General features: G+C 51.5%; 16 protein-coding genes and 1 pseudogene. 9 read left to right on the forward strand and 8 right to left on the reverse strand.

Going from position 1 to position 17,002, the window contains the following annotated elements; all coding sequences use genetic code 11:
• Positions 1 to 219: 219 nt before the first annotated feature.
• Complete coding sequence (locus tag Q1K24_RS00725; protein WP_300364639.1) at positions 220 to 741, forward strand: hypothetical protein; 522 nt, start codon at positions 220 to 222, stop codon at positions 739 to 741.
• On the opposite strand, the gene Q1K24_RS00730 is transcribed toward Q1K24_RS00725, so the two are convergent.
• The 4 genes from Q1K24_RS00730 to Q1K24_RS00745 form a co-directional block, all read right to left on the reverse strand.
• On the reverse strand, positions 732 to 1,505 hold the full coding sequence (locus Q1K24_RS00730; protein ID WP_300364641.1) for a 4-(cytidine 5'-diphospho)-2-C-methyl-D-erythritol kinase: 774 nt from the start codon (positions 1,503 to 1,505) through the stop codon (positions 732 to 734). The two genes, Q1K24_RS00725 and Q1K24_RS00730, sit on opposite strands and share 10 nt — an antisense overlap.
• Positions 1,502 to 1,735 carry a carbon storage regulator CsrA gene (csrA, locus tag Q1K24_RS00735; protein ID WP_300364643.1) on the reverse strand — a complete coding sequence of 78 codons (234 nt, stop codon included), beginning with the start codon at positions 1,733 to 1,735 and terminating at the stop codon, positions 1,502 to 1,504. Before csrA ends, Q1K24_RS00730 begins: the two co-directional genes overlap by 4 nt.
• A complete protein-coding gene (gene truB / locus Q1K24_RS00740; RefSeq protein WP_300364645.1) occupies positions 1,723 to 2,565 on the reverse strand; it encodes a tRNA pseudouridine(55) synthase TruB in 843 nt (280 codons plus the stop codon). The genes csrA and truB overlap by 13 nt, the downstream gene beginning before the upstream one ends.
• A 112-nt stretch (positions 2,566 to 2,677) precedes the next feature.
• Complete coding sequence (locus tag Q1K24_RS00745) at positions 2,678 to 4,723, reverse strand: ATP-dependent helicase (protein ID WP_300364647.1); 2,046 nt, start codon at positions 4,721 to 4,723, stop codon at positions 2,678 to 2,680.
• A gap of 175 nt (positions 4,724 to 4,898) precedes the next feature.
• On the opposite strand from Q1K24_RS00745, the gene Q1K24_RS00750 reads away from it, so the two are divergent.
• Positions 4,899 to 5,804: a LysR family transcriptional regulator gene (locus Q1K24_RS00750; protein ID WP_300364649.1), complete on the forward strand. Its 906-nt coding sequence runs from the start codon at positions 4,899 to 4,901 to the stop codon at positions 5,802 to 5,804.
• 101 nt (positions 5,805 to 5,905) lie between these two features.
• On the opposite strand, the gene Q1K24_RS00755 is transcribed toward Q1K24_RS00750, so the two are convergent.
• The 4 genes from Q1K24_RS00755 to Q1K24_RS00770 form a co-directional block, all read right to left on the reverse strand.
• Positions 5,906 to 6,358: a hypothetical protein gene (locus tag Q1K24_RS00755; protein ID WP_300364651.1), complete on the reverse strand. Its 453-nt coding sequence runs from the start codon at positions 6,356 to 6,358 to the stop codon at positions 5,906 to 5,908.
• Between the two features lie 26 nt (positions 6,359 to 6,384).
• Positions 6,385 to 6,957 carry an aminotransferase class IV family protein gene (locus tag Q1K24_RS00760; RefSeq protein ID WP_300364653.1) on the reverse strand — a complete coding sequence of 191 codons (573 nt, stop codon included), beginning with the start codon at positions 6,955 to 6,957 and terminating at the stop codon, positions 6,385 to 6,387.
• A gap of 8 nt (positions 6,958 to 6,965) precedes the next feature.
• Positions 6,966 to 7,892: a cysteine synthase A gene (gene cysK, locus Q1K24_RS00765; protein WP_300364655.1), complete on the reverse strand. Its 927-nt coding sequence runs from the start codon at positions 7,890 to 7,892 to the stop codon at positions 6,966 to 6,968.
• Between the two features lie 108 nt (positions 7,893 to 8,000).
• The gene (locus Q1K24_RS00770; RefSeq protein ID WP_300364657.1) at positions 8,001 to 9,233 is read right to left on the reverse strand and encodes an apolipoprotein N-acyltransferase; all 1,233 of its coding nucleotides are present in this window, start codon (positions 9,231 to 9,233) and stop codon (positions 8,001 to 8,003) included.
• 28 nt (positions 9,234 to 9,261) lie between these two features.
• On the opposite strand from Q1K24_RS00770, the gene yajC reads away from it, so the two are divergent.
• The 7 genes and pseudogenes from yajC to Q1K24_RS00805 all read left to right on the forward strand — a co-directional run.
• Positions 9,262 to 9,546: a preprotein translocase subunit YajC gene (gene yajC, locus Q1K24_RS00775; protein WP_300364659.1), complete on the forward strand. Its 285-nt coding sequence runs from the start codon at positions 9,262 to 9,264 to the stop codon at positions 9,544 to 9,546.
• Entirely contained in the window at positions 9,536 to 11,107 is a 1,572-nt protein-coding gene (secD, locus tag Q1K24_RS00780) for a protein translocase subunit SecD (RefSeq protein WP_300364661.1), read from the forward strand. The genes yajC and secD overlap by 11 nt, the downstream gene beginning before the upstream one ends.
• A complete protein-coding gene (gene secF, locus Q1K24_RS00785) occupies positions 11,107 to 12,078 on the forward strand; it encodes a protein translocase subunit SecF (RefSeq protein ID WP_300364664.1) in 972 nt (323 codons plus the stop codon). The genes secD and secF overlap by 1 nt, the downstream gene beginning before the upstream one ends.
• A 157-nt stretch (positions 12,079 to 12,235) precedes the next feature.
• Entirely contained in the window at positions 12,236 to 14,680 is a 2,445-nt protein-coding gene (gene leuS / locus Q1K24_RS00790; RefSeq protein WP_300364666.1) for a leucine--tRNA ligase, read from the forward strand.
• A gap of 28 nt (positions 14,681 to 14,708) precedes the next feature.
• Entirely contained in the window at positions 14,709 to 15,257 is a 549-nt protein-coding gene (gene lptE, locus Q1K24_RS00795; RefSeq protein ID WP_300364668.1) for an LPS assembly lipoprotein LptE, read from the forward strand.
• The gene (locus Q1K24_RS00800) at positions 15,254 to 16,792 is read left to right on the forward strand and encodes a GGDEF domain-containing protein (protein WP_300364670.1); all 1,539 of its coding nucleotides are present in this window, start codon (positions 15,254 to 15,256) and stop codon (positions 16,790 to 16,792) included. The genes lptE and Q1K24_RS00800 overlap by 4 nt, the downstream gene beginning before the upstream one ends.
• A pseudogene (locus Q1K24_RS00805) lies at positions 16,792 to 17,002 on the forward strand (bifunctional folylpolyglutamate synthase/dihydrofolate synthase); the annotation flags it as partial. The gene Q1K24_RS00800 and the pseudogene Q1K24_RS00805, both read left to right, overlap by 1 nt.

Consider the following 17,002-nt stretch of genomic DNA (forward strand, 5'->3'; position numbering starts at 1 on the left):
ACGATCTCGCTGTAGCGAAATATGTGGATGGAAATTACAGCGAAATGCTGGGATTACAGGAAAATATCGTCGTGGAAAAGGCAGAAGTGACAACCGTCGATATCAACACATCGACGCTTGCACAGCCTTGAAAAATATTTTATCGATGCATGTGAAAATTCATTACACTTTAAGTGTTAATGAGTTTTAATAAAAATAACCCAAAACAAAGGATAAGCCATGACAACGGAAGTCGAAAGATTGGAATCGGTTCAGACGAACGAAGTGGATGCGGCGAAACGTGAATTTATGAAAAAGTTCGGGAAATATGCCGCAACGGCGCCATTGGGTATGTATGTACTGATGAGCCCGGTGGCTTCAAGGGCACAGGCCTCCGGTTCATGTGCTTCCTGTGATATTTCAGGAGAGGATATTCAATGGAATCAAACCTTTGAATATCATAACAATAAAAACCCGCAGTGGGATGTAACACCGTTGAAAGTCGGTGAGGATTGGGCGTTGCAGGTTGATCATAAAGATCCGGGGCAAGCGGCATTCACTTTCTACTACAATGGCAATGGATATCAGTATGACGGAGCGACGAAGTATTATTTCAAATTCAACGAGATTACTTCCACGTTTGATCCGAACAATGTACAAGCCGCATATGGCACCTATGAAGAGATGGTTCTTGCCGAAGGTGGATGTGATGAAACCTTGGGTATGTTGCTGGATTGTATCAGTGATTTTCTTTATAACTGATTTTTCAGTTGTTCAAAAAACGTGCTGCCGCTGCCGCTGAAAAAGCGGTGCGGCGCCTGATATTTTCGTAATAACGGGTAGACTGTCAAGGCGGCTTTGTACAGATCGTTCGCTTCGAGCGGCTCGAGCTCTTCCAGCAGTTTCCTGCTCTCCATCTGCATCCACATTTTTCCTGCATCCGGATCGATTGTATCGGCAAAGTGTTCACGGAATGCCCGGTATACCAGGCTCGTATCGCAATGGATGGGTGGCGTCAGGAGCTTCAGTGGCGGGACTTCCTCTTCAAATGGTGTAATGAATTCGCCGATTCCTTCGACATTGGCGCTTGGGTATCCATATATGAAAAAGGGTACATCGGCACCCACTTTCTCTCCAATAAGGGCCAGTTTCTTTTTCGAAAGTTTCAGATCCATCACATCGTTGCAAAAATTCAAAAATGCGGCGGCATCGGAACTGCCTCCACCGAGACCCGCCCCCTGTGGAATACGCTTTTCGAGAACGATTTTATGGGTTCTGAAAAATTTTTCGATACGTGGTGCCACCTCTTTCAGCAGCGCGTATGCCTGTGTGATCGTATTGGAGACCGGTATCGGAACGGAAGAGATCAGTTCGAACGACGACGACAGATGTTGCTTTTTCGAAAACGTCAATGTGTCATAAAGTGAATCGACACGGACAAACCGCGAACGCAATTCATGGTAACCATTTCGAATGCCGCATATTTTCAGGAAAATATTAACTTTGGCATACGCTCTTACGGTCATTGTGGGGCGAGTTTCTCTTTCAGGGAGGCAAGTGCCGCCGTATCTGTTTTACCGGCAGCTTTTCTGTTCTCTTCACTGACAGCCTGAACGAGTTCTTCACGCAGTATCGTAATGTTGCCGGGAGCTTCGATGCCGATGCGTACACTGTTTTTGTCTGTGGAGATAATTTTGATGACAATATCGTCACCGATACGTATCGCTTCCTCTTCTTTGCGTGTCAGTACGAGCATAATTCCACCTTGTTGAGCAGGTAGAGAACGTTCCCGCTCTTTTCTATCTCTATAATAGCAAAATATTGGTCAAAAACAACGGTGTAGATGCCGGGTTCAGGGTTTTCGAATGACTCTTTTCGAAGTTTGCGGCCGAGCATGAGATCTTCGCTGTTGGCGAGATAGCGGTTTTTTGGCGGCTCGAGACAGTCGAGGGGGTTCAGAGGTTCCTCGTGTCGAAATACGAAGATGCCTTCACGAAGCCGCTCCAGATAACTGAGGGCACCCCGGCAGCCCAGCTTTACTGCAACCGCTTCCGCCAGTGAGCGGATATAGGTGCCTTCACCGACATCGGCTTCGAACGTGATGAAAGGGTGTCGGTAGTGCAACAGCCGTATGTCGTAGATTTCGGATGACAATGTCGGAAGCTCAACCGTTTCTCCTCTCCGTGCGAGGTCGTAGGCACGCCTCCCGCCCACTTTTTTGGCACTGTATTTTGGAGGTGTATAGGTGAAGAGGCCTTTGAAAGAGAGGAGTGTCTCGTGTACCTTCTCTTCATCGAGTGGTGTGGTTTTTTCAATACGCTCGACCTGCTCAATGTCAAGCGTATCGCTTACGGCTCCGAGCCACAGGGTCGCCCGATAGCTCTTCGGCCTCTTTTTCAAAAAGCGGAAAAGTTTCGTATATTGTCCGAACGCGATAATCAATACACCACAGGCAAACGGATCGAGTGTGCCGGAAAATCCCGCTTTCTTGACACCGTATCGGCGTTTGATCTGCGAGAGAAAGGTATTGGAGCCGACAAACATCGGCTTCCTGGCGACAAAAAGGCGATTGGGGCAGGAGTACAAAGAAAATCCTTTTTCTTTGAAATTGGGATAAATTAAACGTTTCGCTTTACTCGTTTTTCATTCCCGATCAAGCTGACATATGTCAGCGCTCTCAACACTCGTATCGTGCATGTCAAACTTTCTCCACGAACGAGGAGAGAATATCCCGCCGGTTGCCCCCAAAATTGATTTTGAGTTTGTAGTCCCGGCCTGCACGGGATACTTCGAGTACGCGTCCGATGCCGAAGAGCTTGTGTTTGACCAGGTCGCCCTTTTTGTAGCCGGTCGACTTTTCGATGGAGAGTGCACCTTTCAAGAGTCCCGCTTCCGTCAGAAACCGGCTCTTTTCAAGTTGCTTTCTGCGTCCTTTGTGGAAACGGCTCTGAACGGTCGAGAGTGTCAATGTCTCTTTGGCCCGTGTCATCGCGACGTAACCCAGACGCCGCTCCTCCTCCATGTCGCATCCATCGCCAAGCAGGGGGAAGAACTCCTCTTCCAGGCCGATGACGAAGAGGTGGGTGAACTCCAGTCCCTTGGAGGCATGGACGCTCATGATCGATATCTGCTCCCCTTTGATCTGGTCCTGGTCGCTCTGGAGCGAAATTTCGTTCAGGAATGCATCGAGCGTCATGTCGGGGTTTTTCTTGACCATGTCGCGGAACAGTCCGTAAAATTCGTCGAGGTTGAGAACCCGTTCCATTCCGTCCGGCAGTGCCGCGTAGTACTCTTTCAGGCCGATCGTCTTGTCGAACTGGTCGATAAATCCCATGATCGAGTGTTCGAGTGTCTCCTGCAGGATTTCGAGGTCGTTGATGAAACGGTTGATCGCCGCGTACGCCTTTTTGCTGAGCAGTTTGGAGAGTTCGCTTTTGGGCGTTTCGCTCAGATACTGGTAGAGTGAAAGATGCTTGTCATACGCCGCCTTTTCGATCTTGTCGATCGTCGCCTTGCCGATGCCCCGCTTGGGACGGTTGATGACCCGTTTGAAGCTGAAATCGTCATGGCTGTTGGCGATGATACGCAGGTAGCTGATGGCATCTTTGATCTCCGCCCGTTCGTAGAATCGGACTCCGCCGACGAGCTGGTAGGCGATTCCGGCACGGTTGAGACCCTCTTCGAGCGAACGCGAAAGGGCGTTGATACGATAGAGTACGGCGATCTCGCCGGCAGCTACACCGCTGTCGATGAGTTGCTTGATGGCCCGGGCTATTTTGTTGGACTCCTCGTTTTCGTCACTGCTTTGGAAGAGCTCGATCGGTTTTCCCTTGCCCTTGGTGCTGATGAGTGTTTTTCCGAGACGGCTCCGATTGTGCTGGATCAGAAGATTGGCGGCCGTAAGGATCTCTTCGGTCGAGCGGTAATTGTTTTCGAGTTTGACCACCTTGGTATTGTCGAACATATTGGAAAATTCGAGAATATTGCGGATATTGGCGCCCCGCCATCCGTAAATGCTCTGATCGTCGTCACCGACAACGCAGAGATTGGTATGGGTGTCGCACAGTTTTTTGAGCAGTTGAAGCTGCAGTTCGTTGGTGTCCTGATATTCGTCGACCATAATGTAACGGTAGCGCTCGCTGACACTTTTTCTCAACGCATCATCCATTTCGAGCAGTTCGTGGGTCAACATCAGAAGGTCATCGAAGTCGACGAGGTTGTTTTCCGTGATGTAGTCCTGATAGGTTTTGTAGATGGCGGCAATTTTTTTGTACTGGGGGTGTTCCGCCTGGGCGATCGCCTGGTCGGGTTTGATCAGTGAATTTTTGTAGCGTGAAATTTCACTGGCGACAAGGGCGGTCGGGAGCTCTTTGTCGATCTGCTTGATGATCCGCTTTTTGTCGTCGGTGTCGATGACAACGAAATCGTTTTTTCTTCCGAGTTTTCCGATGTTGAATTTGAGAAAGAGCAGACCGAATTTGTGAAACGTGCAGAGCAGAGGCGGATAAACGGGACTCTCGATCATCGAGAGGGCACGTTCACGCATTTCGGTTGCCGCTTTGTTGGTGAATGTGAGTGTCAGTGTATTCGCCGGGTCGATGCCGAGCGAAAGAAGATAGGCGAGCCGGGTCGTAATGGTTTTCGTTTTGCCGCTGCCCGCTCCCGCCAGGATAAGCATTGGGCCGTCGATATGCTGCGCCGCTTCGCGCTGCGCCTCATTGAGTTGATCGAGTATTTTGTCCATAGTCTCTTCTATTCTTATAGATTGTATTTAGTATAGCAAAAAAATATTTAACATTACGGGATAGTTCGAATATAAAAAACTTAAAAGATGATAAAAATTGTTAAGATAACAAAAAATTATTGCATTTATAACTATAATCTGGTAGAATAACAAATAAAAATGTTAAGGAATTGTTATGCTTAAAGATTTTGCAAAGCTGGAAACATTTTTGACCGTAATACGGGAGCACAGCTTTTCCAAAGCATCGGCGAAGCTCGGGATCTCTCAGCCGGCTGTAACCCAACAGATCAAGTTTATCGAAAAGTATCTCGATTGCAAGGTGATCGAACGAAAGAAGAACGGGGTCATACTGACGAAAGAGGGAGAAGACCTCTATCGCATCGCTCTTCGGCTTGAAAAGTGCATCAACAATGCCGAACGCGACCTGATCAAGATCATCAACAAAGAGATCACATTTCGCATCGGTGCCTCGTTTACGATCGGGAATTTCATTATTCCGGGGAAATGCCTCAACAATATCAAACAGGTCATTCACAATGATGTACAGATCAAGGTCGAACTCTCCGAACAGGTGATCGACGATATCATCAACAAGCAGATCGATCTGGGGTTGATCGAATCCCCTGTCTTCAAAGAGGATGTCATCTACCGTGAATGGCTCGAAGACGAACTGGTGGTCTTCAGCAACCAGCCGCTTCCAAAGACACTCAAGCCGGATGATCTGAACAACTATCGCTGGATATGCCGGGACGAGGCATCGCATACGCGTCGAATGGTCAAAGAGGTGTTCGAAGAGATCGGCGTCGAGTGCAAAAATCTGGATGTCCTGTATGAGGTGGACAGTTCGGCGACATTGAAAGCGGCGATACTCAAGGCGGAAAAAAATGAAAACGAACCGCCGGTTGTATCATTTATTTCACATGTCGCCATTGCGGACGAAGTGGAGTCGGGTCAGCTGTATGAAGCGCGAATCCGCGGCTATCGGATCAAGCGAAAACTCTATATCGCCTATTCGAAAGAGCGAAAGCACGACGCATTTATCGAAAATGTGGTTGGGTATCTTCAGCAGCACAAGTGCTGAAAAACCCTCCAGGGTTTTTCAAAATTGAGAATGAAAAGTGCGGCTTCGCCTTTTCATTTTGAATTCAGCTGACTTCCGTCAGCCTTCTCCCCACGCAACACTCACTTTTTCAGAAATTTCCTGTTTTCCGGATTGCTAAGAAAACTTTCGAGCGAACTCTTGACACCGGGTTCCTCTTTTTCCATTTTGTAGTCGACCATCGGCTGTGCCATATTGATCAAAATCGGGGTCTCTTCGACGAGTATCTGCAAAACAGCAAGAGCGGGCATGCTGACGACGCTGCCGAAATTCTGAGGGCCGAAGCCCGCTTCGAAAAAGAGTGTGTGCTCCTCGATCTCGAAACTTTCGAATGTGTATCCTGCAATCATGAAAAGGGTGATCTCCTGCAATGCCTGTGCGATCTCCTCGGGCAGGGGAGGGTCGAACGAGACCTGCTCGAGGTTGCACAACAGACCGAACGGCTGATCGCTCTCGAGAAGATAGAGAAGCATATCTTTGATATGTGCTTCCATCATCTCCTGAAATTCTTGCTCTTTGATCATGTCGATAAGCATATAGACTCTTTTGAACGGTATTGCTTTCAGACTATTTTACCATGTTTGACAGGATCGAACCCGATCATGGCATTGAGAAGAGCGAATGCATCGAACGTACCGATCTCCCCGACACGAATGTCGCGGGGCATCAGAAAACCGCTGCGGATCAGCCGTTCCCGTGTAGTGCCTCTCAGCAGAGGCGTTTTGGGGGTGACCCATTGGCGGCCTTTCAGGAATGCGATGTTGGCGATGGAGGTATCCGTAACCAGACCGTCACGGATGATCAGAATGTCGTCGGCCCCGTCTCGCCGGGCATAGAGTTCATCGAGTGCATCACGATTGCTGAATTTGTAATCGTAGTCGATCTGTGATTCGACGATCCGCAGGGAATGGACGACTCTCGGCCGATAGGGTTCGTAGGAGATGTCGAGCAGGTTCTCGTTGTAGACGACTCGGCATTTGAGTGTACCGGAACCGGATGGCGGATGCAGAACGGCACCGAGATCGATCGGTTCGAAATGTTCGAAAAGCGCCTCCTGGCTTCGGTTGAGCCGCATCTGGTGAAGCGAGAGGTGCTGGATCGAGCCATTCTTGATACAGATGGTTTCAAAGAGCATGGAGTATGTTACACATTCTCGAAAAGTTCGGTGCTCAGGTAGCGTTCACCCGTGTCGCACAGTACTGTGACGATGATTTTTCCACGATTTTCCGGACGGGCGGCAATCTGCATCGCGGCATAGAGATTGGCTCCCGAAGAGATGCCGACGAGCAGCCCCTCCTCTTCGGCGATACGTCGGCTAGTGGCGAAGGCCTCTTCGTTGCCCACTTCGATCACCTCTTCGTAAACTCCGGTATCAAGTATTTTCGGAACAAATCCGGCCCCGATTCCCTGTATTTTATGGGGTCCCGGCTTTCCGCCGGCAAGGACGGGCGAATCTTCGGGTTCGACGGCGAAAATTTTTATATCCGGGATCTTCTCTTTCAGTGCCTCGCCGGTCCCGGTAATGGTACCGCCGGTTCCGACAGCCGCTACAAAGATATCGATGTTGCCATCTGTATCACGAATGATCTCGAGCGCCGTGGAGTGACGATGCGCTTCGGGATTGTCGGGATTTTCAAACTGTTGCAGAATAATGGCATTGTCGATCTCGCGCTGAAGCGTTTCGGCTTTTGCAATGGCACCCTTCATCCCCTCGGATGCGGGTGTCAGTTCGAGTCGTGCCCCCAGTGCCTTGAGAAGTTTCCGACGTTCCAGGCTCATCGATTCCGGCATGGTCAGAATCAGTTCGATGCCTTTCGATGAGCAGATGCTGGCCAATGCGATACCGGTATTGCCGCTTGTCGGCTCGATGATCGTGCTCGATGTATCGATCACTCCCCGTTCGAGTGCCCGTTCGATCATGTTCTTGCCGATCCGGTCTTTGACGGAACCGCCGGGATTCATGAATTCACACTTTCCCAATATCGTACATCCCGTTTCACGGCTGGCGAAATTGAGTCGTACCAGGGGTGTGTTGCCGATCAGTTCCGATACGTCGTTGGCGATTTTCAAGATGAATCCTTTAAAAACCAATAGTACAGAATGGTCGTTTTTTTTCTCGATTCCATTATAACTAATTTAAATAAAAGTTGCGAAGCGGCAGCCGAAATTTCTGATTTTTCACCAATTCGGCGTGATCACACCCGTTCCCGGCCCGTTCGTCGCATGGAAAATGGTGGTTCCGTGGCGATCGGCCTGCAACTGCATCAAAAGGCGTTGAAGCGTCGGTTCGGTGGAAGGAAGAAACCATGCGTTGTTGCTGATGGCCACCATATGGTGCGGATCATCCTTGAAAAGGATGTCGCTGGTTGCTTCGTAGCAGATGGCGTTGCGCCATATGCAGCCTGCCATTTCGAAATCGCTCGGTTCCGCTGCCGTGATGTAGTCACTGGCACCATGGAAAAAGAGGTCGTTGATCCACCCGCCCAGCCACGATGGCAGCGGGACCGCTTCACCGAATGGCACGAGGACCACTTTGTGCATCACCCGCAGCTGACCATGGCGGAAGAGGTAAGTGGAGTTGTAGGGCTTGTCTCCTTCGGCATAGAGCGCACCGGTGACGATAGTGATCTCTCTGCTCAGATCCAAAAGTTTTTGGGTCAGCTCGATATCCCGGTTCAGATAGAGAGGAAAAGCGCTCTCCGGAAGCACCACGGCTTTTCTGCCTTGTCCGATCGCCAGTTTGATCGCCTGAATGTTGAGCTGGATTATGGCGTTGCGGTAGCGGGGCTGCCACTTTTTGTTCTGATCGATGTTGGTCTGGATGATCTGGATCTGCTGTTTCAGCAGATCCAGATCGGGCCGATGGCCGATGGCCGATGGCCGATGAAAAGCGAAAATGAGAAGAAAAATAGCCAAAAAGCGGGCTGCATGACGCATTGAAAGAAGGATCGTCAATATGGCTAGGAACAGCCAAAACTGCCAGAGATGGTCGCCGAAGATGGAGCCCGTAAACATCAAGGCGGGGCGGAACCAGTCGAAGCCGAAGGGGTGGAGAAACTCCATGAATCCCAAAGGGATGGCTCGCAGAGCGGGATGGGGCAGCACGGCGACGAGGCGGAAAATGATGCCGTAGACCAGCCCGATGGCGAGGACGATAAAAGGGATCATCCAGCCCAGATCGTAATAGCGGAAGCTCAAACCGATCCACCAGAACCAGAAGATGCCGGTGAAGAAGCCGCTCCAGAACATCGCTTTGGGTGAAAGACGGAGCCAGGCTGCCAGAGTCACAAGCCCAAGAAGAGTCTGAAGCCAGGGCCAATGGATGTCGAAATGATACAGATAGATGAAGGTGGAGGCACTGATTGCCGAAAGAAAGCCTAAACTTATGGTTGGAATGGTAAAATACCGCATTAAAAATTTCATGATACAAGGAAAAAATATGCAAGATGCTGCACAAGGTGGAATGTTGGCTTCATTGTTTCCGCTTCTGATTTTGTTCGCGATTTTCTATTTTCTGGTGATTCGTCCGCAACAAAAGCAGGCGAAACAGCACAAAGAGATGGTCGCATCGCTGAAAAAAGGTGACAGGATCGTAACCACGGGCGGTCTGATCGCCGAAGTGGTCAAACCTGAAGAGGATTTTATCAAAGTCAAGCTTAACGACGAAACGATCGTCAAACTCGTACCCGATTATGTAGCGAGAAAGTTAGAGGATGAAGCTTAATTACCGAGTCCTGATTTTCATTGCGGCGGCGATTTTCGGTCTGGTGCTCTCCGCACCCTCCCTGCTGAATCTCGAAAAGGGATCGAAAATCACCCTGGGTCTCGATCTTCAGGGAGGCCTCCATATGCTGCTCGGTGTCGATACGGACGAGGCGATCAAATCGAAAATCAAATCGCTGGCATCGTCGGTCAAGTATGCCGCCGAAGACGAAGAACTGATTATCGACGAGTTCAAGGTTCGCGACGGCAGGATCTCGTTCGAGTTGCTGGACAAGGACGATATGCCGAAGATGGATGAGATTCTGAAGAAGATCGAAGGAATCGCCGTCCAGAAGGATGGGTTGAAATATACGATTTCATTGACGCCGCAGGAGATCGAGTCGGTCAGGAAGTACGCGATTACCCAGGCCGTCGATACGATTCGAAACCGTCTCGACCAGTTTGGCCTGGCGGAGCCGACGGTCGCGAAGCAGGGAGAGGACAAGATACTTGTCGAAGTTCCCGGTATCAAGACGCCGGAGCAGGAGCAGCGTATCCGCGAACTGATCGCAAAAGCGGCCCATCTGCAGCTGATGGCGATCGACGAGGAGCGTGCAGGGCGTGTGAATCAGATGACACCGGCCGAAGCGGCGAAATACGGCGATGTCATTCTCCAGGATGCCCAAAACCCGAACCGAAAATATCTGGTCAAAGAGATTCCGATTCTCGACGGCTCGATGCTGACCGACGCGCGCGTGGCGTTCGACCAGAACAACCAGCCGGTCATCAACTTCTCGCTCAACTCCCAGGGTGCACAGATTTTTGGCGACTTTACCGGCAAAAATGTCGGCAAGCGGCTGGCGGTCGTGCTCGACAACAAGGTCTACAGTGCACCGGTCATCCGTGAGCGCATCGGTGGCGGAAGCGGGCAGATAAGCGGCGGCTTCAGTGTCAAAGAGGCACATGACGTGGCGATCGCCCTCCGCTCCGGTGCGCTGCTGGCTCCCGTATTCATGGAGGAGAAACGCAGTGTCGGGCCGAGTCTCGGTGCCGACAGTATCAAGGCGTCGATGATCGCATTGATCACCGGCTTCCTTGCCGTCGTCGTTTTCATGCTCTTCTATTACGGAATTGCCGGTGCGGTTGCCGATGTGGCACTTATCATCAACCTCTTTCTGATACTGGCTGTGATGGCGCTCTTCGGGGCGACACTGACACTGCCGGGTATGGCAGGTATCGTTCTGACCGTCGGTATGGCGGTGGATGCCAACGTCATCATCAACGAACGGATACGTGAGCTGTTGTATGAGGGCAAAAGCGTTACCAAAGCGATCGAGCAGGGGTATGCCAACGCCTTCAGTGCCATTCTCGACGCCAACATCACGACACTCATCGCCGCAGTGGTACTCTACGCCTACGGAACGGGTCCCATCAAAGGGTTTGCGATTACGATGAGCATCGGTATTCTGGCATCGATGCTGACGGCGATTCTGGGAACCCACGGCGTTTGGCAGATGATCGAACACAAAATCAACAAAAAGCGGCTCAATGTCTGGTTTGGCATCAAAGGAGGTAACGCGTAATGGAACTTTTCAAGTACAAACAACCGATTCCTTTGATGGCCAAAGCGAAGATCTTTTTTGCCGTTTCGATCGTTGCAGTGCTCGTTGCGTGGGTTTTGATGTTTACCAAAGGTTTCAATTACGGCATCGACTTCGCCGGCGGAACATTGGTGCAGGTGAAATATGAGGGGAAAGCACCGCTCGACAAAATTCGTGAAGCCGTCAAGAGCTCCCAGGTCTTTGCGGGTGCCTCGGTCAACTATTTCGGCAGCGAAGACGAAGTGGTGATCAAAGTCCGCACCAGTTCCAAAAAGCTCGGGACCGATATCGGTGACGAGGCGCGACAGTTGCTGAAAGGCACCGGAAGTTTCGAAATCCGCCGTGTCGATATGGTCGGTCCGAAAGTGGGAAGCGAGCTGCGGGAGAAGGGGCTGATGGCGATGGTGCTGGCGATTGCCGGCATTCTTCTCTATATCAGTTTCCGGTTTGAATGGCGTTTTGCGATCGCTTCGGTCATGGCGCTCGTACACGATATTTCGATTGCGATGGGGGCTATTGTTCTCTTCAATGTCGAAGTCAACCTCGATATTCTTGCGGCACTTCTGACGATTCTCGGATACTCCCTGAACGATACGATCATCGTTTTCGACCGTATCCGCGAAGGTCTGACGACTGTCAAGAGTTCGAAACTCTCCGACGTCATTGACGAGTCGGTGACACGCACCCTCTCGCGTACCGTTCTGACGTCGCTGACGACCTTCTTTGTCGTTTTGACGCTCTTCGCAATGGGCGGAGAGATCATCCACGGCTTCAGCTTCACGCTTCTGGTAGGTATCATTGTCGGTACCTACAGCTCCATCTTCATCGCCTCCCCGCTTCTGATGATGATGGGCTTCGACGTGGAGAACTACCGCCGCAAACTGGCGGAAAAGAAGAAGCGCGAGCAGGAGAAAGAGAAGATGCGCGCGATGTATGAGCAGGGGACTGTATGACAAAGGGCTTTGCCCTTTGTCGAGTAAAAAGTTAAAAACTAAAAGTTAAAAATTGAAGTGAGCCGCTAACGCGGACAATATCTATGAAAAAGGGACGCGAAGCGACCTTGCAATAACTTTTAGTTTTTAACTTTTAACTGAAAAAGAGTGAATTAATATGAAGTACATCCCTTCCGAAATCGAAACGAAATGGCAAAGCTACTGGGACGAACATAAAAGTTTCGAGCCCGATGAGGATAGGAACAAGCCAAAAAAATATGTATTGAGTATGTTCCCCTATCCGAGCGGACGGATTCATATGGGGCATGTGCGCAATTACGCCATCGGCGATGCCATCGCCCGCTACTGGCGCAAGAAGGGACACAACGTTCTGCATCCGATCGGCTGGGATGCCTTCGGGATGCCTGCAGAGAATGCGGCGATCAAGAACAGAGTGCATCCGAAGAAGTGGACATACGAAAACATCGACTATATGCGCAAAGAGCTGGCTGCATTGGGGCTATCCTTTTCCAAAGAGCGCGAATTCGCCACGTGCGATCCGCTCTATACCAAATATGAGCAGGCGTTCTTTATCGACATGTGGGAGAAGGGGCTGGTCTACCGGAAGAAGGGGTATCTCAACTGGTGTCCGCACGACCAGACGGTTCTGGCGAACGAGCAGGTGATCGACGGGCGGTGTTGGCGGTGCGATACGCCGATCGTACAGAAAGAGATGTACCAGTATTACATCAAGATTACCGACTACGCCGAAGAACTGCTGGAGGATCTGAAAAAGCTGGAACAGGGATGGCCGAGCCAGGTGATCGCGATGCAGCGCAACTGGATCGGAAAAAGCACGGGCCTCGAGTTCGATTTCCGGCTTGACGAAGAGAGCAGAGAGAAGAGCGGTATCGAGACATTTGAAGTCTTCACGACCCGACCCGATACGATCTGCGGGGTGAGCTATGCCGCCGTCGCGCCCGAACATCCTTTGGCCAGGGCGCTGGTCGAAAAAGGTCTGCTGGAGGATGAGACGAAGGCGGCCATCGAAGCGATGCAGAGGATGCCGGTACGTGAGCGAAACATGGCCGAAAAAGAGGGGGTTCCGCTCGGCATTTACGCACTGCATCCGATCACCGGAGAGAAGGTGCCGGTCTGGGTCGCCAATTTCGTTCTGATGGAGTACGGCAGCGGCGCGGTCATGGCAGTTCCCGCCCATGACACTCGGGATTACGAGTTCGCAAAGAAGTATGGACTGCCGATCAAGCCGGTGGTCTATCCTCTCGAAGGGGAGCTGCCGGAAAACGAGGCCTACACCGAAGAGGGGGTGCTGAAAAACTGCGGCGAATTTGACGGTCTCGTCGGACAGGAAGCACGCGATGCCATCATGCAGTGGTTCGAAAAGAAGGGTCTCGGAAAAAAAGTGATCAATTTCCGCCTGAAAGACTGGGGTGTAAGCCGCCAGCGCTACTGGGGCGCACCGATCCCGATGATCCACTGTCCCAGCTGCGGTGTCGTTCCAGAAGCCAAAGCAAATCTGCCCGTTACGCTGCCTGATGATGTGGAGATTACCGGCGAGGGCAACCCGCTCGACCACCATCCGAGCTGGAAACGGTGCAGGTGCCCAAAATGCGGGAACGAAGCGACGCGGGAGACCGATACACTCGACACATTCGTGCAGAGCAGCTGGTATTTCCTGCGCTATACGACACCCAGAAAATACTGGGAGGATGTGGCGTTCACACGGGAGGATCTCGACTACTGGATGCCGGTCGACCAGTATGTCGGAGGAATCGAGCATGCGATTTTGCATCTGCTCTATGCCCGTTTTTTCACAAAGGTTTTGCGCGATCTCGGATATGTGCGTGTCGACGAGCCCTTCAGCCGGTTGCTGACACAGGGGATGGTGCTCAAGGATGGGGCGAAGATGAGCAAGAGCAAGGGGAATGTCGTCGATCCCGATGAGCTGATCGAAAAATACGGAGCCGACACGGCGAGGCTCTTCATCCTCTTCGCCGCGCCTCCGACGCAGGAGCTCGAATGGAACGACAGTGCCGTCGAAGGGGCACACCGCTTTCTGCGTAAGCTCCACGACCGTGCACACAGAGTGGAAACGTGTGACGGTCTGCCTGCCATCGATCACGGTACGCTTTCCAAAGAGGAGAAGGAGGCTCGCAAAAAGGTTTACGAAGCACTCAAAAAAGGGCATGAGGTCTACGAAGAGCGATTTGCTTTCAATACGTTGATCGCCGCCTGCATGGAGGCGATCAATGCGCTCGACAGGCAGCAGAATCCGGAAATCTGGCAGGAGGGGATGTGGATCGTGCTCAATCTACTCGAGCCGATCGTACCCCATATCGCATGGGAGCTGAGCGAGAAACTTTTCAAACGGAACAATTTTGGCTTGATAGCGATGAAAGAGGAGGTTTTCGAGGTCGATGCGATACCGATGGCCGTCTCGATCAACGGCAAACCGCGTGCCCAGATCGAGGTGGCACCGGATGCTTCGAAGGAGGAGATTCTGGCGATCGCCAGGGCGGCTGTGCCGAAATGGATCGAAGGGAAGCACATCGTCAAGGAGATTGTCGTTCCAAACAAACTGGTCAATCTGGTAGTGAAGTGAGAACGTGCGAATGAGGGAAGGTGGAAGCATGAGGAAGTGGAAGGGTGGAATTGTTTTGAGGTGGATGCGTTATCTGCTTCTCTCGCTCTTCGCTCTTCACTCTTCACTCTTCACTCTTGCCGGATGCGGTTACAAACCGACGACGGCCTATACCCAAAAGGTTCTCAGCGGCAAGATCTATACCGATGTCGAAGTCTATCTGCGCGATCCGGAAAATGCCGTTCTGGTCAAGGATGCGCTGAACGAGGCGATTGTCAGCCGTTTTGGAGCCAATATTGCAGACAAAGACGACGCGACGACGGTTCTGCATGTCAAGTTCAACAATGTCGATTTCACACCGATCCAGTATGACACCAACGGCTATGCGATCTATTACCGTGCCAAAGTATCGCTCGAAATCCGCTACGATTCGCCTGTAGATAGCGGAACCGAGACAGTGAGCGGTTTTTACGACTTTCCAATCCAACCCAGAGCGATCATATCGGACGCTTTGCGTTTTCAGGCCATCAAAAAAGGATCCGGCAAAGCGCTTGACGCCTTTGTTTCACGCATTACACTGCGAGGGGTAAAACTATGACGATACAGGACATCATCAAACAGTCGCTGCAGGAGATCAAAACACGCGGCCTGCAGCTGACACCGGAAATCTATGGCGAAATTTTCTGCCGCCACGCCAAGCGGGCCAATGTGATACTCGAAGAGTGTCAGAAGATGGAGAAGTATCTGAAGCGCCTCTCTCCCGAACTTCAGAAAACGGTCAGAAGCCGTCATGTATCGAGCGTCGATCAACTCGTCCAGTATCTCGGATCCGAAGTGATGCGTGCCAATCCGGAGAAGAGTTCGGAGATCATTCAGGCCTATGTGCTTCTCGTCAAACGTCTGCTGCAGGCCGTTTCGATGCTCCACAACAAAACGGCTGCCGAGATGGCGGAGCGGGACAAAGAGAAGATTACAGCCTATCTGGGGAAGGAAGAGATCGACACAATCCGGGAGCAGTGGAACCGATTCGTCATGGAATACGACGACAGTTTTCTGAAAAAGCTTTCACCCTATTGTGACGTTGCCGAACGGAGTGATCTTCAGGCGATGGTCGGTTCGCTGACAGAGTGTCTGAAATCCTACAGTGGAGGGGGCGGAGATTTTACAGTGGTCGCCCAGGTCCTTGCCGCTGCATTGGTGCCCTCGATCGCCTCGGGTATGAACGACGAAATCGCGACGATCAGCGCCCAGATCCGTTCCAATCCGGAGCTGCTGACCTCGCAGGCGATGGTCGAAGATATCCGTTACATGATCAAAAAGCGGATCGAACTCGATAAAAAAGCGGTTACATCGCAGATGACCGAACTCGATTCGATCATCGAACATATCAATCAGGCACTGGTGCGGGTTATCGATTGCGGAGAGAGCAACTACGACGCGATCTGTAAAATCCAGGGCGAACTCGGCGATGTCAATCTTGAGACGGACTCTTTCGACGTCATCCACATGAAACTGCTGGCCATCGCCAGCTCGCTCGAGACGGAGACGCGGGTGCTCAGTGACGAAATGAAGCAGAGTAGTGAAGAGATATCCCAGTTGCGGCAGAAGGTCCGCGTGCTCGAAGAGGCGCTTCGCAAAGAGCGGAAAAAAGCGGGGACCGATACACTGACAAAACTTCCGAACCGGCGGTCGATCGACGATTTCATTCAAAAGCAGGAGGCCTCGTACAAGCGCTACAAAGACGATTACTCCGTCGTGCTGTTCGATATCGACCATTTCAAATCGGTCAACGATACCTACGGCCACGATGCCGGGGATGTCATTCTCTCGTCATTCGGAAAAATGCTACGCCGCTACAGCCGCGAGGTCGACTTCGTCGGCCGCTGGGGCGGCGAAGAGTTTCTGGTCGTGCTGCCGAAGACCGGCAGGGAAGGCGCCGTACGTTTTGCGGAAAAACTGCGTGAAGTGGTCTCGAAAAGCAAGTTCATGTACAAGGATGTGCGCATACCGATTACGATCAGCGGCGGTATCGCCGACAGAAAATCGAGCCAGGACATGGAAGATATGCTCAAACGTGCCGATGAAAATCTCTACTTTGCCAAAGAGAGTGGACGCAACAAAATCGCATCTTGATGAACCTTCGAACATTCCTCGATACCAAACCGCTCTATTATGACACAATCGATTTGACGCGCATGCCGCAGGCGTATGCGGCGGTCGAACCGCATCTTCGTCTCGGAAAAGTTGTCCATGTCGTCGGAACCAACGGGAAAGGGAGCACCGGGCGTATGTTGGCGGCGATGCTCGCCAGGGCCGGCAGCCGTGTCGGCCACTACAGTTCGC

Origin of the sequence: Hydrogenimonas sp. (assembly GCF_029932565.1) — a bacterium.
In the GTDB taxonomy this organism is placed as follows: domain Bacteria; phylum Campylobacterota; class Campylobacteria; order Campylobacterales; family Hydrogenimonadaceae; genus Hydrogenimonas.

Excerpts from the sequence above, each read along its gene's own strand:
- Q1K24_RS00725 (WP_300364639.1), top strand. The coding sequence starts at position 220 with ATGACAACGGAAGTCGAAAGATTGGAATCGGTTCAGACGAACGAAGTG.
- Q1K24_RS00760 (WP_300364653.1), bottom strand. The coding sequence starts at position 6,957 with ATGCTCTTTGAAACCATCTGTATCAAGAATGGCTCGATCCAGCACCTC.
- lptE (WP_300364668.1), top strand. The coding sequence starts at position 14,709 with ATGAGGAAGTGGAAGGGTGGAATTGTTTTGAGGTGGATGCGTTATCTG.
- Q1K24_RS00800 (WP_300364670.1), top strand. The coding sequence starts at position 15,254 with ATGACGATACAGGACATCATCAAACAGTCGCTGCAGGAGATCAAAACA.
- Q1K24_RS00770 (WP_300364657.1), bottom strand. The coding sequence starts at position 9,233 with ATGCGGTATTTTACCATTCCAACCATAAGTTTAGGCTTTCTTTCGGCA.
- secD (WP_300364661.1), top strand. The coding sequence starts at position 9,536 with ATGAAGCTTAATTACCGAGTCCTGATTTTCATTGCGGCGGCGATTTTC.
- Q1K24_RS00745 (WP_300364647.1), bottom strand. The coding sequence starts at position 4,723 with ATGGACAAAATACTCGATCAACTCAATGAGGCGCAGCGCGAAGCGGCG.
- Q1K24_RS00730 (WP_300364641.1), bottom strand. The coding sequence starts at position 1,505 with ATGACCGTAAGAGCGTATGCCAAAGTTAATATTTTCCTGAAAATATGC.
- csrA (WP_300364643.1), bottom strand. The coding sequence starts at position 1,735 with ATGCTCGTACTGACACGCAAAGAAGAGGAAGCGATACGTATCGGTGAC.
- leuS (WP_300364666.1), top strand. The coding sequence starts at position 12,236 with ATGAAGTACATCCCTTCCGAAATCGAAACGAAATGGCAAAGCTACTGG.
- secF (WP_300364664.1), top strand. The coding sequence starts at position 11,107 with ATGGAACTTTTCAAGTACAAACAACCGATTCCTTTGATGGCCAAAGCG.
- Q1K24_RS00750 (WP_300364649.1), top strand. The coding sequence starts at position 4,899 with ATGCTTAAAGATTTTGCAAAGCTGGAAACATTTTTGACCGTAATACGG.
- yajC (WP_300364659.1), top strand. The coding sequence starts at position 9,262 with ATGCAAGATGCTGCACAAGGTGGAATGTTGGCTTCATTGTTTCCGCTT.
- Q1K24_RS00755 (WP_300364651.1), bottom strand. The coding sequence starts at position 6,358 with ATGCTTATCGACATGATCAAAGAGCAAGAATTTCAGGAGATGATGGAA.